The organism is Clavibacter rahimiani, from assembly GCF_052654495.1.
Window position 1 is genome coordinate 1,659,779 of record NZ_CP199790.1, and the last position, 14,897, is coordinate 1,674,675.

Annotated in this window: 13 protein-coding genes; 12 read left to right on the plus strand and 1 reads right to left on the minus strand. The window is 73.1% G+C overall.

All coding sequences use genetic code 11. From position 1 onward, the window contains the following. Positions 1-71 precede the first annotated feature (71 nt). Complete coding sequence (locus ACT7CP_RS07890) at positions 72-1,457, plus strand: glycine--tRNA ligase (protein ID WP_413963055.1); 1,386 nt, start codon at positions 72-74, stop codon at positions 1,455-1,457. A gap of 118 nt (positions 1,458-1,575) precedes the next feature. Here the strand turns inward: ACT7CP_RS07890 and ACT7CP_RS07895 are convergent, their stop codons facing one another. Beyond that, on the minus strand, positions 1,576-2,109 hold the full coding sequence (locus tag ACT7CP_RS07895) for an aminoacyl-tRNA deacylase (protein ID WP_445441809.1): 534 nt from the start codon (positions 2,107-2,109) through the stop codon (positions 1,576-1,578). Positions 2,110-2,160: 51 nt separating this feature from the next. Here ACT7CP_RS07895 and ACT7CP_RS07900 point away from each other — a divergent pair, with 51 nt between their 5' ends. From ACT7CP_RS07900 to ACT7CP_RS07950, 11 genes are all read left to right on the plus strand, one after another. Beyond that, positions 2,161-2,883 (plus strand): DsbA family oxidoreductase, encoded by a 723-nt coding sequence (locus ACT7CP_RS07900; protein ID WP_413963053.1) that lies wholly within the window; start codon positions 2,161-2,163, stop codon positions 2,881-2,883. Continuing rightward, on the plus strand, positions 2,880-3,095 hold the full coding sequence (locus ACT7CP_RS07905; RefSeq protein ID WP_413963052.1) for a hypothetical protein: 216 nt from the start codon (positions 2,880-2,882) through the stop codon (positions 3,093-3,095). The genes ACT7CP_RS07900 and ACT7CP_RS07905 overlap by 4 nt, the downstream gene beginning before the upstream one ends. A 92-nt stretch (positions 3,096-3,187) precedes the next feature. Beyond that, positions 3,188-4,402: a tRNA dihydrouridine synthase DusB gene (gene dusB, locus ACT7CP_RS07910; RefSeq protein WP_445441810.1), complete on the plus strand. Its 1,215-nt coding sequence runs from the start codon at positions 3,188-3,190 to the stop codon at positions 4,400-4,402. A gap of 4 nt (positions 4,403-4,406) precedes the next feature. Next, positions 4,407-5,666, plus strand: a complete 1,260-nt coding sequence (locus tag ACT7CP_RS07915; RefSeq protein ID WP_445441811.1) for a deoxyguanosinetriphosphate triphosphohydrolase — start codon at positions 4,407-4,409, stop codon at positions 5,664-5,666. A gap of 40 nt (positions 5,667-5,706) precedes the next feature. Continuing rightward, on the plus strand, positions 5,707-7,617 hold the full coding sequence (gene dnaG / locus ACT7CP_RS07920; RefSeq protein WP_445441812.1) for a DNA primase: 1,911 nt from the start codon (positions 5,707-5,709) through the stop codon (positions 7,615-7,617). A gap of 167 nt (positions 7,618-7,784) precedes the next feature. Next, positions 7,785-9,443: an ABC transporter substrate-binding protein gene (locus ACT7CP_RS07925; protein WP_445441813.1), complete on the plus strand. Its 1,659-nt coding sequence runs from the start codon at positions 7,785-7,787 to the stop codon at positions 9,441-9,443. A 143-nt stretch (positions 9,444-9,586) separates the two neighbouring features. Beyond that, entirely contained in the window at positions 9,587-10,678 is a 1,092-nt protein-coding gene (locus ACT7CP_RS07930) for an ABC transporter permease (protein WP_373425932.1), read from the plus strand. A 1-nt stretch (position 10,679) separates the two neighbouring features. Next, positions 10,680-11,663 carry an ABC transporter permease gene (locus ACT7CP_RS07935; protein WP_445441814.1) on the plus strand — a complete coding sequence of 328 codons (984 nt, stop codon included), beginning with the start codon at positions 10,680-10,682 and terminating at the stop codon, positions 11,661-11,663. Then, the gene (locus tag ACT7CP_RS07940) at positions 11,660-13,372 is read left to right on the plus strand and encodes a dipeptide ABC transporter ATP-binding protein (protein ID WP_445441815.1); all 1,713 of its coding nucleotides are present in this window, start codon (positions 11,660-11,662) and stop codon (positions 13,370-13,372) included. The genes ACT7CP_RS07935 and ACT7CP_RS07940 overlap by 4 nt, the downstream gene beginning before the upstream one ends. A gap of 111 nt (positions 13,373-13,483) precedes the next feature. Further along, on the plus strand, positions 13,484-14,377 hold the full coding sequence (locus tag ACT7CP_RS07945) for an ABC transporter ATP-binding protein (protein WP_445441816.1): 894 nt from the start codon (positions 13,484-13,486) through the stop codon (positions 14,375-14,377). Further along, positions 14,374-14,832, plus strand: coding sequence for a hypothetical protein (locus ACT7CP_RS07950; protein WP_445441817.1), 459 nt, complete (start codon positions 14,374-14,376; stop codon positions 14,830-14,832). Before ACT7CP_RS07945 ends, ACT7CP_RS07950 begins: the two co-directional genes overlap by 4 nt. The last annotated feature ends 65 nt before the right edge of the window (positions 14,833-14,897 follow it).

Here is a 14,897-nt window from a genome sequence, read left to right on the forward strand (position 1 = left end):
CCCCCGGCATCCGCCCACCGGTCGCCGTCCGCCGACCGGGCACCCAGTCCGGCCCATCCCTTGGAGCAATCGTGGCAACCCCCTCGCGTCTCGACCCGGTCATCAACCTCGCCAAGCGGCGCGGGTTCGTCTTCCAGGCGGGTGAGATCTACGGCGGCTCCCGCTCCGCGTGGGACTACGGGCCGCTCGGCGTGGCGCTGAAGGAGAACATCAAGCGCCAGTGGTGGCAGACCATGGTCAACGGCCGCGACGACGTCGTCGGCCTCGACTCCTCGGTCATCCTGCCCCGCCGCGTGTGGGAGGCCTCCGGCCACGTCGAGGTCTTCAGCGACCCGCTGGTGGAGTCGCTCCACACCCACAAGCGCTACCGCGCCGACCACCTCCTCGAGGCGTACGAGGCCAAGCACGGCCACCCGCCCGTCAACGGCCTCGCCGACGTCAACGACCCCGACACCGGCCAGCCCGGCTCGTGGACGGAGCCGCAGAACTTCTCCGGCCTGCTGAAGACCTTCCTCGGCCCGGTCGACAACCAGGAGGGCATGCACTACCTCCGCCCGGAGACCGCGCAGGGCATCTTCGTCAACTTCGCGAACGTCCTGAGCGCCGCCCGTCAGAAGCCGCCGTTCGGCATCGGCCAGATCGGCAAGAGCTTCCGCAACGAGATCACGCCGCAGAACTGGATCTTCCGCACGCGCGAGTTCGAGCAGATGGAGATGGAGTTCTTCGTCGAGCCGGGCACCGACGCCGAGTGGCACCAGTACTGGATCGACCAGCGCTACGCCTGGTACACCGACCTCGGCATCGACCCCGAGAACCTGCGCCTCTTCGAGCACCCGCAGGAGAAGCTCTCGCACTACTCGACCCGCACCGTCGACATCGAGTACCGCTTCGGCTTCGCCGGCGGCGCGTGGGGCGAGCTCGAGGGCATCGCGAACCGCACCGACTACGACCTGCGCACCCACTCTGAGGCGTCCGGCACCGACCTCTCCTACTTCGACCAGACGAAGAACGAGCGGTGGATCCCGTACGTCATCGAGCCCGCGGCCGGCCTCACGCGGTCGATGATGGCGTTCCTGGTGGACGCGTACCACGAGGACGAGGCGCCGAACGCGAAGGGCGGCGTCGACAAGCGCACGGTCCTCCGCCTCGACCGTCGCCTCGCGCCCGTCAAGGTCGCCGTGCTGCCGCTGTCGCGCAACGAGCGGCTGTCGCCCGTCGCGCGCGAGCTCGCCGCGGAGCTCCGCAAGGTGTGGAACATCGAGTTCGACGACGCGGGGGCCATCGGCCGCCGCTACCGCCGCCAGGACGAGATCGGCACGCCGTTCTGCGTCACGGTCGACTTCGACACGCTCGACGACCAGGCCGTCACCGTGCGCGAGCGCGACACGATGGCGCAGGAGCGCATCCCTCTCGACGAGCTCGTCGGCTACCTCGCGGGGCAGCTCGTCGGCGCCTGAGCCGCGCCCGCACGACCCCGGTCCGCCGTCCCGGGCCCGCCGCGCACGACCCCGGTCCGCCGTCCCGGGCCCGCCGCGCACGACCCCGGTCCGCCGTCCCGGGCCCGCCGCGCGCGGGTCAGGGGCGGCGGATCGTCAGCTCGTCGGTGATGTCGCCGACCGTCGCGCCCAGGGCGGCGACGAGCGCGTCCGCGTCGACGAGGGCCGAGGAGCCGTGCTCGCCGGCGCCCATGCCGATGCGCCGGCCGACGATCCGCTCGTCCGCGTAGACGGGGAGCTCGCCCCATGCGCCCAGCGGCGTGATGGTGCCCCGCGCGTACCCCGTCGCCTCGAGCGCCACCTCGGGCGCCGGCATCGAGAGCTTGTTGACGCCCACGAGCGCGCGCAGCTTCGCCCAGCTGATCTGCCGGTCGCCCGGCACGAGGGCGATGAGCAGCGCGCCGTCGTGCCGCTTCACCACGAGCGACTTCACGAGGTGCGACGCGGCGATGCCGAGCCCCGCGGCCGCCTCCTCGAGGGTCGCGGCGTCGGCGCGGTCGACCACCTCGACCTCGATCCCGAGGCGGGCGGCGTGCGCGAGGACGCGGGCGCGGCCCTCGAGCGCGGCGTCGTCGGATCCGGACGGGACGGGGGAGGGGGAGCTGTCGGCCATGCTCGGGCAACACCGGGGGAATGCCCCGCCTTCCCGACCGGTTGCCCACCCGTGACCGACTCCTCCGCCTCCGCCCCGCCCGCCCTCCGCGTCGACGTCTGGTCGGACATCGCCTGCCCGTGGTGCTACGTCGGCAAGCGCCGCTTCGAGACGGGCATGCGCGCGTTCGCCGAGCGGACGCCGGACGCGCCGCCCATCGAGATCACGTACCGCTCCTTCGAGCTCGCGCCCGACACCCCGGTGGACTTCGCCGGCACCGAGGTCGACTTCCTCGCGGGCCACAAGGGCATCCCGGCCGAGCGCGTGCGCACCATGCTCGCGGACATGACGGCGCTGGCCGCCGCCGAGGGCCTCTCCTACGACTACGACGCGCTCCAGCACACGAACACGGTGCTCGCCCACGAGCTGCTGCACCTGGCGCGCGAGCGCGGCGTCCAGCTCGAGATGGTCGAGCGCCTCCTCCGCGCGTACTTCACCGAGGGGCGCCACGTCGGCCGCGTGCCGGACCTCGTGGACCTCGCGGTCGAGGTCGGCCTCGACGCCGACGACGTGCGCGCGGCCCTCGAGTCCCACCGGCACCTCGACGACGTGCGCGCGGACCAGGCGCAGGCCGTCGCGTACGGGATCCAGGGCGTCCCCTTCTTCGTGATCGACGAGCGCTTCGGCATCTCCGGCGCGCAGGACCCGAGCGTCTTCGCCTCCGCCCTCGGCGAGGCGCTGGCCGCGCGCGACGGCGACCCGGAGCGCGTTACCGCAGAGGAGGATGCGCGATGAACGCCCCCGCCACGGGCGCCCTGCCGGTCGTCGCCCCGCTGCTGGCCATGCGCGGGTCCGCGGACGCGGCCGCCTGCGAGGGCGACGCGTGCCTCGTGCCCGGCGCGGGCGGATCCGCGTCCACGGTCGCCGCCGACGCGTCCGCCGCGGGCTCTCCCGCGGCCGACCTCGCGCGGGTGCGCGACGCCATCGACTCCGGACGGGCCATCTGACCGTCCCTCCCCAGGCGTCCGCCGCCTGGTCCCCGCGCGGATCCCGCCCCGCGTCCGCCGCCCGCCGTCCCGTCTGGGAGAATCGAGCCGTCATGTCCTCTCCGACCCTCGCCCCCGCCCCGGCCGCCGCCGCGCCCGCGCCCGCCGCCGAGCCCGCCCTCCGCATCGGCGGCATCCCGCTCGACGTGCCCGTGGTCCTCGCGCCCATGGCGGGCATCACCAACACCGCCTTCCGGCGCCTGTGCCGGGAGTTCGGCGCGGGCCTCTACGTCAGCGAGATGATCACGAGCCGCGCCCTCGTCGAGCGCACGCCCGAGTCCATGCGCCTCATCACGCACCACCCGTCGGAGAAGGTGCGCTCCATCCAGCTCTACGGCGTCGACCCGAAGACCGTGCGCGAGGCCGTCACGATGCTCGTCGCGGAGGACCGCGCCGACCACATCGACCTCAACTTCGGCTGCCCGGTGCCCAAGGTCACCCGCAAGGGCGGGGGAGCGGCGCTCCCGTGGAAGCTCGGGCTCTTCACCGACATCGTCGAGGGCGCCGTCCAGGCCGCCGGGTCGGTGCCGCTCACCGTCAAGATGCGCAAGGGCATCGACGCCGACCACCTCACCTACCTCGAGGCCGGCCGTGCCGCCGAGGGCGCGGGCGTGGCGTCCATCGCGCTGCACGCGCGCACCGCGAGCGACTACTACAGCGGCCACGCCGACTGGTCGGCCATCGCGAAGCTCAAGCAGGCGATCACGAGCGTGCCGGTCCTCGGCAACGGCGACATCTGGGCCGCGGAGGACGCCATCCGGATGATGGACGAGACCGGCGCCGACGGCGTGGTCGTCGGCCGCGGCTGCCTCGGCCGCCCCTGGCTCTTCGGCGACCTCGCGGCCGCCTTCCACGCGCGCGCCGCCGGGCTCGACCCCGCGGACACGCCCCGCGCGCACCCCACGCAGGGTGCCGTCGCCGACACGTTCCGCCGCCACGTCGAGCTCCTCGCCGAGTTCTTCGAGAGCGAGGAGCGCGGCTGCCGGGACGCGCGCAAGCACGTCGCCTGGTACTTCAAGGGCTACCCCGTGGGCGGCGACCTGCGCGCCGCGCTCGCCTCGGCGTCGTCGCTCGCGGAGATCGACGGCCTGCTCGCCACCCTCGACCGCGAACAGCCCTACCCGGGCGCGGGCGCCGAGGGCGCGCGCGGCCGCCAGGGCAGCATGAAGCGCACGGCGCTGCCGGACCGCTGGCTCGAGAGCCGCGACATCGACGCGGCGGATGCGATGGACATCGCGGACGGGGAGATCCACAACAGTGGCGGGTGAGGGCATGGCCGAGCGGTCCACGTACAGCGAGACCGACGCGGAGCGCTGGTACCCGGAGCAGCACTCGTCCCGACGCAGCGACTTCGCGCGCGACCGCGCCCGGCTCCTGCACTCCAGCGCGCTCCGGCGCCTCGCCGCCAAGACGCAGGTGCTGAGCCCCATGGCCGGGCTCGACTTCGCCCGCAACCGCCTCACGCACTCGCTCGAGGTGGCCCAGGTCGGCCGCGAGCTCGCCTCCAGCCTCGACCTCGATCCCGACGTCGTCGACACGGCGTGCCTCGCGCACGACATCGGCCACCCGCCGTTCGGCCACAACGGCGAGCGGGCCCTCAACGACTGGGCGTCCGACATCGGCGGATTCGAGGGCAACGCGCAGACGCTGCGCCTGCTCACGCGGCTCGAGCCGAAGGTCATCGGGCCGGACGGCCGGCCCTACGGCCTCAACCTCACGCGCGCCAGCCTCGACGCGAGCTGCAAGTACCCGTGGCCGAGCTCGCAGTCCGTCCCCGACCCGTCGGGCCGCGGCAAGTTCGGCTTCTACGACGACGACGTGGCCGCGTTCGCCTGGCTCCGCGAGGGCGCTCCCACGGGACGCCGCTGCATCGAGGCCGAGGTCATGGACCTCAGCGACGACATCGCGTACTCCGTGCACGACTTCGAGGACGCCATCGTGGGCGGCTACGTCGACGTGCGCGCACTCGGCGCCCGGGTCGACCACGAGGAGCTCGTCGACTCGATGGTCGCGTGGATCGGCGGGGCGCACTCGCACGAGGAGCTCATCCAGGCGTTCGACCGGCTCGACTCGCTCGACGTCTGGGTCGACGAGTATGACGGCGGCCGCGGCGCGCAGGCGGCGCTGAAGGACCTCACCAGCCAGCTCATCGGCCGCTTCGCGGGGGCCGCCACGCAGCTCACGCGCGCCACCCACACCGACCGCAGCCTCATCCGCTTCGGCGCGCACGTCGTGGTGCCGCGCGCCATCCAGGCCGAGATCGCGGTGCTCAAGGGCATCGTCGCCGCCTTCGTCATGTCGAAGAACACCCGCCAGCCCATCTACGCACGTCAGCGCGAGGTGCTCGCGGGCCTCGCGGACGCCCTGCACGCGCGCGGCGCCGACGAGCTCGACCCGGGCTTCGCGGGCGACTGGCGGGAGGCCGCAGACGACGCCGCGCGCAAGCGCGTCATCGTCGACCAGGTCGCAAGCCTCACCGACCAGTCCGCCATCGCCTGGTACGAGCGCCTCTGCGCCAGGCCCGTCTTCTGACGCCCGGGAGCGGGCTCCGACCCGGACGTAGGATGCAGCAATGGCCCTGATCCGCAAGAGCGACATCGACGAGGTGCGCTCCCGGGTGAACCTGGGCGACGTGGTGGGGGAGTACGTCACCCTCAAGTCCGCCGGCGTCGGCTCGCTCAAGGGCCTCTGCCCGTTCCACGACGAGCGCACGCCGAGCTTCCACGTGCGACCGCAGGTCGGCTTCTACCACTGCTTCGGCTGCGGCGAGGGCGGCGACGTCTACACGTTCCTGCAGCGCATGGACCACGTGACCTTCGCGGAGGCCGTCGAGCGCATGGCGCAGCGCATCGGCTACCAGCTCCACTACGAGGACGGACAGGCCGCCACCGACCAGGGCAACCGCTCGCGGCTCCTCGGCGCCAACGAGGCCGCGGCCGAGTTCTTCGTCGAGCAGCTCGGATCCGAGGAGGCGGAGATCGGCCGCACGTTCCTCGGGGAGCGCGGCTTCGACCAGGGCGCGGCGCAGCGCTTCGGCGTCGGCTTCGCCCCGCAGAGCTGGGACGCGCTCTCCACCCACCTCAAGGCCAAGGGCTACACGGAGGCGGAGCTCGTGACCGCCGGCCTCCTCAGCCAGGGCGACCGCGGCGCCTACGACCGCTTCCGCGGCCGGCTCGTCTGGCCCATCCGCGACCTCACGGGCGCGACCGTCGGCTTCGGCGCGCGCCGCCTCCGGGAGGACGACAAGGGCCCGAAGTACCTCAACACCCCCGAGACGCCCGTCTACCACAAGAGCTCCGTCCTCTACGGCCTCGACCTCGCCAAGCGCGACGTGAGCCGCGGTCGCCAGGTCGTGGTGGTGGAGGGCTACACCGACGTCATGGCCTGCCACCTCGCCGGCATCACGACCGCGGTGGCCACGTGCGGCACGTCCTTCGGCGTCGACCACATCAAGGTGCTCCGCCGCGTGCTCGGCGACGACAGCGGCCTCGGCGAGGTCGTGTTCACGTTCGACCCGGATGCCGCCGGCCAGAAGGCGGCCATGCGCGCGTTCTCCGAGGAGCGGCGCTTCGCCGCGCAGACCTACGTCGCCGTCGGGCCCGACGGCCTCGACCCGTGCGACCTCCGCCTCACCCGCGGCGACGACGCGGTGCGCCGGATGATCCAGGGCAAGAAGCCCATGTTCGAGTTCGCGATCAAGCAGATCCTCGCGGACCACGACCTCGAGACCGTGGAGGGCCGCGTCGCCGCGCTCCGGTCCGCCGCCCCCGTCGTGGCGGACATCCGCGACCCGTCCCTCCGCCCGGGCTACGCGCGCGAGCTCGCGGGCTGGCTCGGCATGGACCTCAGCGAGGTCGGCCGCGCCGTGCAGACCGCGGGCCGGAGCATGCCGGCCGACGGCGCCGACCGCTCCGGCGGCGCGCCGCAGGGCCGTCACGCGCAGGGCGGACAGCACGGCGGCGCATCCGGACGCGGCGGCGACGAGGACGGCCTGGAGAGCGCCCGCTCCATGTCGCTCATGGACCTGCCCACCGACCTCGCCACGCGCCTCGAGCGCGACGCCCTCATGGCGATGCTCCAGCACCCCGAGCTCGTCGGGAACGACCTGGTCATGCGCGCCGCGCAGGTGACGTTCGTGAACGAGAGCCTCGCCGTCGTGCGCGACGGCGTCATCGGCAGCATGGACGCGCTCGGCGGCGCGGACTGGCTGTCCCGCGTCGCGCTCGAGGTGCCCGAGTCGTTCGCCACCCTCGTCAAGCAGCTGGGCGTCGCGCCGCTGCCGAACCGGGGCGACGCCGACAAGCTCGCGATCTACGTCAAGGGCGTCACCGCGGAGCTCGTCGGGCGCGACCTGCTGCGGCGGAAGGCCGACCTGATCGGGCGCCTCCAGCGCACGGACGCGACCCACGAACGCGAGCGCTACCAGGAGATCCAGCGCGAGCTGATGCAGGTCGAGGCCGAGCGCCGCGCGCTCCGCGAATAGCGTCGTTGCGCCCGGAACGCATTGTTTCGGTCGTGTGAAGAAGAGCGCCCGCGGGGGCCCGGGGAACGGGCTGCTGTTTCCCGTGTGTTAGAAATCATTCACAGCACAGCGTCCGTGTCTCCTCGATGCGCGGGCGCGCCCCCCTTCATGAAAGAGGCACTCGGAACATGACGTCCGCATTCCCCCGGCGCTCACGCGTCCTGCTCGCCACGGCCGGATTCTCCGCCGCGGCCCTCGTCCTCGCCGGCTGCTCCGGCGGATCCGGCGACCCGCTCGCCGACGACGGCGGCGCCTCCGGCGGCGGATCGGTCATCGTCGGCACGACCGACAAGGTCCTGTCGCTCGACCCCGCCGGCTCGTACGACAACGGCTCGTTCGCGGTGCAGAACCAGGTCTTCCCGTTCCTGTTCAACAGCCCCTACGGCAGCCCCGACGTCGAGCCCGACATCGCGGAGAGCGGCGAGTACACCTCGGCCAACGAGTTCACCGTCACGCTGAAGCCCGACCTGAAGTTCGCGAACGGCCACGCGCTCACCGCGAGCGACGTCAAGTTCACGTTCGACCGCGTCGCGGCCATCGCGGCCAACGGCGCCGACAACGGCAACGGCCCCTCGTCGCTCCTCGCGAACGTCGAGAGCGTCGCCGCCCCCGACGACACCACGGTCGTCTTCACGCTGAAGACCGCCAACGACCAGACCTTCGAGCAGGTGCTCTCCAGCCCCGCCGGCCCCATCGTCGACGAGGAGGTGTTCCCCGCGGACGCCCTGGCCGACCCGGCCGACATCGTCGAGGCGAACGCCTTCGCGGGCCAGTACGTCATCACCGACTTCCAGCTCAACCAGCTCATCGCGTACGCGCCCAACGCGGACTACGCGGGCGTGCTGCCGAAGGCGGCCAACGAGGGCGTCACGGCGAAGTACTACGCCGACGAGACCACGATGAAGCTCGCCGTGCAGAACGGCGAGATCGACGTCGCGGGCCGCTCGCTCGGCGCCACCGACATCGCCGACCTCAAGAAGGACGACAAGGTCGAGGTGATCGAAGGCCCCGGCGGCGAGATCCGCTACATCACGTTCAACCTCAACACGCAGCCCTTCGGCAAGACCACGGGCGACGCCGACGAGGCGAAGGCCCTGGCCGTGCGCCAGGCGGCCGCCGACCTCATCGACCGCGAGGAGCTCAGCACCGCGGTCTACAACGGCACCTACACGCCGCTGTACTCCTACGTCGCGGACGGCCTGTCCGGCGCGAACGAGGCGCTCAAGGGCCTGTACGGCGACGGCGACGGCAAGCCCGACGCCGACAAGGCCGCCAAGGCCCTCGCCGACGCGGGCGTGCAGACGCCCGTCGCGCTCGACCTGCAGTTCAACCCGGACCACTACGGCGCCGGCTCCGACGACGAGTACGCGCTGGTCAAGCAGCAGCTCGAGAAGACGGGCCTGTTCCAGGTCAACCTGCAGTCCACCCTGTGGGACCAGTACAGCAAGGCCCGCGTCAACGACGAGTACCCGGCGTACCAGCTCGGCTGGTTCCCCGACTACTCGGACGCGGACAACTACCTGACGCCGTTCTTCTCCCCGCAGAGCTTCGTGAAGAACCACTACGAGGACCAGGGCGTCGCCGACCTCATCACGCAGCAGCTCTCCGAGGCCGACACCACGAAGCGCGCCGAGCTCATCGGCCAGATCCAGGACGAGGTCGCCGCCGACCTGCCGACCCTGCCCCTGCTCCAGGGCTCGCAGGTCGCGGTCGCCGGCGAGGGCGTGGACGGCGTGACGCTCGACGCGTCGTTCAAGTTCCGCTACGCGCCGATCACCAAGGGCTGATCCGGCCCCCGGGAGGGCGCCGGATAGACTGACGCCCTCCTCATGATGGGGCGCTCCGCTACCGCGGAGCGCCCCATCCTCCTGTCACCCCTCCGTGCCACCCGGCTCGGCTCCGGACGACGAATCGAAAGGCCCACCCGCTCGTGACAGTCCTACCCGACGCAGTGCCCGCGTCCGCACCCCCCGGGGCGCAGCCCAAGGCCCGGAAGCAGGGGATCGGGCTCGGCCAGTACATCCTCATCCGCGCCGTGCTCATCATCCCGACGGTGTTCATCCTCGTCACGCTCGTGTTCTTCCTCATGCGCATCGTGGGCGACCCGATCTCCGCGGCCGTCGGCGACCGGCTCACCCCGGAGCAGCTGCAGGAGCGGCTCGCCACGGCGGGCTTCGACCGGCCGATCATCGTGCAGTACCTCGAGTACCTCGGCCAGATCGCGACGGGCAACTTCGGCCGCTCGCTCACCGACAACCGGCTGATCAGCGACATCCTGCTGCAGTACGGCTCGGCCACGCTCGAGCTCGTCATCTACTCCCTGATCGTCGCGTTCCTCATCGGCATCCCGCTCGGCCTCGTCGCCGCGTACTACAAGGACCGCACCCCCGACGCGGTGCTCCGCATCCTCGCGATCCTCGCCTACGCGACCCCCGTCTTCTTCGCGGGCCTGCTCCTCAAGCTCGTCTTCTCCGTCTGGCTCGGGATCCTCCCGCTCTCGGGCCGCGCCGACACGCGCGTCTCGGTCGCGCTCGGCCGCCTGGAGAACCCCACGGGCATCTACCTGATCGACGCGCTCCGCCTCGGCAGCCCCACCGCGGTGGGCGACGTGCTCGAGCACGCCGTGCTCCCCGCGCTCGCGCTCGGGCTCCTCACGGCCGGCATCTTCCTGCGGCTGGTGCGCACCAACGTGATCTCCACGCTCGGCACCGAGTACGTGGACGCGGCCCGCTCGCGCGGCGTCGGCGAGTTCCGGCTCACCACGCGGCACGCGCTGAAGCCCGCCCTCATCCCCATCATCACGGTCGTCGGCCTGCAGATCGCGGTGATGCTCGGCGGCGCCGTGCTCACCGAGACGACGTTCGAGTGGCGGGGCCTCGGCTTCCAGCTCGCGCAGTACCTGGCCTCGCGCGACTTCGTGGCGGTGCAGGGCATCGTCGCGCTGCTCGCCGTGATCGTGGCCGTGACCAACTTCATCGTCGACGTCGTCGCGGCGCTCATCGACCCGCGAGTGAGGTACTGACATGAGCGACACCACCACCACGCCCGTCGCCGTCGCGACCGGGCCGGCCCGCCGGACGCTTTGGCAGCGCCTCCCGCTCGTCTCGCACGTGCGGCAGAGCGTCGGCCTCCAGCGCGGGATGCTCATCGCGGGCATCGTCATCACGGGCCTGTTCATCCTGCTCGCGGCGTTCGCGCCGCTCATCGCCCCGTTCGGCTTCGCGCAGGGCGCCGACGACGCCGGCTCCTTCCCGCGCCAGTCCGCGCCCGACGGCACCCACATCTGGGGCACCACCGTCGGCGGCTACGACGTGTTCTCGCGCGTCGTCTGGGGCACGCAGACCGCGCTGTCCGTCGTCGTCATCGCCGTGATCCTGTCGCTGTTCGCTGGCGTCCTGCTCGGCGTCGTGTCCGGCTACCTCGGCGGCTGGCTCGACCGGATCCTCGTGGTCATCGCCGACGCCATCTACCCGTTCCCGACGCTGCTGCTCGCCATCGTGGTGAGCATCGTGCTGAACGGCGGGCAGTCGAGCCTCTGGGGCGGCATCCTGTCGGCCGCGGTGAGCATCACCGTGGTCTACATCCCGCAGTACTTCCGCGTGATCCGCGCCGAGGTCGTGCGGCTGAAGGCGGAGGCGTTCGTCGAGAGCGCCAAGGTCATCGGCACGTCGACGCCGCGCATCATGTTCGTGCACGTGCTGCGGAACTCCACCCGCACGCTGCCGCTCATCCTCACGCTCAACGCGTCCGAGGCCATCCTCACGCTCGCGGGCCTCGGCTTCCTCGGCTTCGGCATCTCGCCGACGTCCGCCGCGGAGTGGGGCTACGACCTCAACCGCGCCCTCGCCGACACCGCGAGCGGCGTCTGGTGGACGGGCGTCTTCCCCGGCGTCGCGATCGTCCTCCTCGTCCTCGGGCTCACGCTCGTCGGCGAGAGCGTCAACGACATCTCCGACCCCAAGCTGCGCGCCCGCAAGCGCGCCGAGAAGAAGAAGGTGGCCGCATGAGCGACGTCGTCGAGATCCGCGACCTCGGGGTGACCTTCGCGACCGACGGCGGCGACGTCCGCGCGGTCGACGGGGTGTCCCTGAAGGTGTCGCCCGGCGAGATCCTCGCCATCGTGGGGGAGTCGGGGTCGGGCAAGTCCGTCACCGCCCGCACGGTGCTGGGGCTCCTCCCGGACACGGCCGTCACCGACGGCGCCGTGCTCCTCAGCGACCGGACGGGCCAGGGTGCGGTCGACGTGCTCTCCCTCTCGGCCGACAAGCTGCGCCAGGTGCGCGGCCGCGACGTCGCGATGGTGTTCCAGGAGCCGTCCACGGCGCTGAACCCCGTGCACACCATCGGCTGGCAGATCATCGAGGGCCTCCGCGCGCACGGCCGCGTCTCCAAGAAGGAGGCGCGCGCGAAGGCGATCGACATCCTCCGCCGCGTGGGCATCCCCGACCCCGAGACCCGGGTGGACCACTACCCGCACCAGTTCTCGGGCGGGCAGAAGCAGCGCGTCGTCATCGCCATGGCGCTCGTGCTCGACCCCGGCCTCATCGTCGCCGACGAGCCGACGACCGCCCTCGACGTGACCGTGCAAGCCGAGATCCTCGACCTGCTGCGCCGCTGCCGTGACGAGTTCGGCGCGGCCGTGATCCTCATCACCCACAACATGGGCGTCGTCGCCGACCTGGCGGACCGCGTGGCCGTCATGTACCGCTCGCGGCTCGTCGAGCAGGCGGACGTCGCGACGCTCTTCTCGGCGCCGAAGGAGGAGTACACGCGGAACCTGCTGGCGTCCGTGCCGAAGCTCGGCGAGGGCGTCGCCGCCACCGTAGAGCGCGCCGCCGTGCGCACGCGGGCACGGGAGGCGTCGACCACGCAGGCGGCGCCCGTCGTCGTCGCGCGCGGGCTCGAGATCGAGTACCCGGGCCGCCTCGGGAGCCCCGCGTTCCGCGCGGTCAAGGGCGTCGACCTCCACATCGAGGCCGGCGAGGTCCTCGGGCTCGTGGGGGAGTCGGGCTCCGGCAAGACCACCATCGGGCGCGCGATCGCGGGGCTCACGAACGTCACGGGCGGATCCCTGCAGGTCCTCGGCACGGAGATGCTCGGCGTCCGCGAGCGCGACTTCCGGAAGCTCCGCAGCGACATCGGATTCGTGTTCCAGGACCCGGCGACGAGCTTCAATCCGCGCCTCACCATCGCGGAGTGCGTGGCCGAGCCGCTCATCGTGCACGGCCGGGCGAAGTCGCCGCAGGCCGCGCGCGGGCGCGTCGACGAGCTGATGGAGGCGGTCCAGCTGCCGAAGGCGTTCGGCGACCGGTACCCGCACGAGCTCTCCGGCGGCCAGCGTCAGCGCGCGAGCCTCGCGCGCGGCCTCGCGCTCGAGCCGTCGCTCCTCGTCGCCGACGAGCCCACGAGCGCGCTCGACGTGTCCGTGCAGGCGCGCGTGCTGGAGCTGTTCGCGGAGCTGCAGCGCGAGCTGGGGTTCGCGGCGCTGTTCATCAGCCACGACCTCGCCGTCGTCGACCTGCTCGCCGACCGGATCGCCGTGCTGTACCGCGGCGAGCTGGTGGAGGAGGGCACGGGCGCCGAGGTGCTGGGGAACCCGCAGCACCCGTACACGCAGCGCCTCCTCGCGTCGCTGCCCGTGCCCGACCCGGCGGAGCAGGCCGAGCGCCGCGCCCGGCTGCACGCGCTGCGCGCCGCCGAGCGGACCGCCGGCTAGGCGGCTCCGAGCGGCGCCCGGCCCGCGCCGGGCATGATGGGATGGAACCCGCATCCGTCGTCCGGCCGGCCCACCGCCGCCCGGACGACCGCGCCGAGGACGGAGCAGCGCATGACGCACACCCCCCGAGAGGCCGACGCCAGCGGTGAGCCGACCGAGCCCGTGCTCGACGCGCGGGACCTCCGGCTCGCCTACCCCGCCCGACGCGGCGCCGAGACGCCGCCCGCCGTCGACGGGGTCACGCTCCGCCTCCTCCCGGGCGAGGTGCTCGGGGTCGTGGGGGCGAGCGGATCCGGGAAGTCGTCCCTGGCACGCGTGCTCGCGGGCCTCGTCCCATCCGGCGACGAGGGCGCCGCGGTGCCGCGCATCACGGGCGGCGACGCGTCGGTGCTCGGCCAGGGACTGCGGCGCATGGGCCGCCGCGCCCGCACGCGCACCACCTACGGCATCGGCTACGTGCCGCAGGACGCCGGCACCACGCTCCACCCGCAGCTCACCGCGAGCGAGGCCATCGCCGAGCCGATCTTCTCCCGCGACCGCCGCTTCGACAGCCAGGTGGCCGCGCGTCGCGTCGTCACCCTGCTCACGGCGCTCGACCTGCCGCCGGGCACGCAGGACCGCTACCCGCACGAGCTCTCCAGCGGCCAGCGCCAGCGCGTCGCCCTCGCGCGCGCCCTCGTCCTCGGGCCGCGACTGCTCATCGCCGACGAGCCCACCTCCGGTGTCGACGTGATGAGCCGCGTCGCCGTGCTCGACCTCCTCCGCGACCTGCAGTCCCGCGGCGGCTTCTCCGCCCTCGTCGTCAGCCACGACCTCGCGGTCGTCGAGCGCCTCACCGACCGCCTCGCGGTGCTGCACCGGGGGACGCTGGTGGGCTACGGCGACATCGACGACGTCCTGGCGGATCCCACGCACCCGTACGTGCAGGGGCTCGCCGAGTCGCGCTCGGCGGCCGACCGCGGGCGCGAGCCGTCGACGGACGCGGCCCGGGCGGACGGCGCGTGACCGGCTCGGGGCGGGATGCGGACGCGGACGGCACCGCCGACCGGGACGACGCGCACGCGGCCGCGGTCGTCGCCACGGCGCTGGCCGGGCTCGACGCCCGGCTGGAGACCGTCCTCGGCGTCCCGGCCGTGCGGCTCGGCGACCGCCTCGTCGCGCGCGTCCTCGACGGCGCGCTCCTCCTCGCGCCCTCCGACGCCGTGATCCCGCCGCCGCCCGCGGGCCTCGCCGCGGAGACCGTGCTGCCCTGGCCGGGCGCGCAGCCGCACCTGCGGATCCCGCTCGACGCGCTCGCGCCCGCGGCCGCGGCGTCTGCGGCCCCGTCGCCTGCCGCCGACCCGTCGGCCGCCGCCGCATGGATCCGCGCCGCCGTCCTCGCCACCGCCGCGCGCGTCCCCGCCGTCCGGCTCCCCGAACCGCCCGTCCGCATCCCGCACCCCCGGAGGCCCCGCACATGACCGACACCGCCGCATCCGCCCCCGCCCCTCGCCGCGTCCACCGCGCGGTCGACGGCGCCACACCG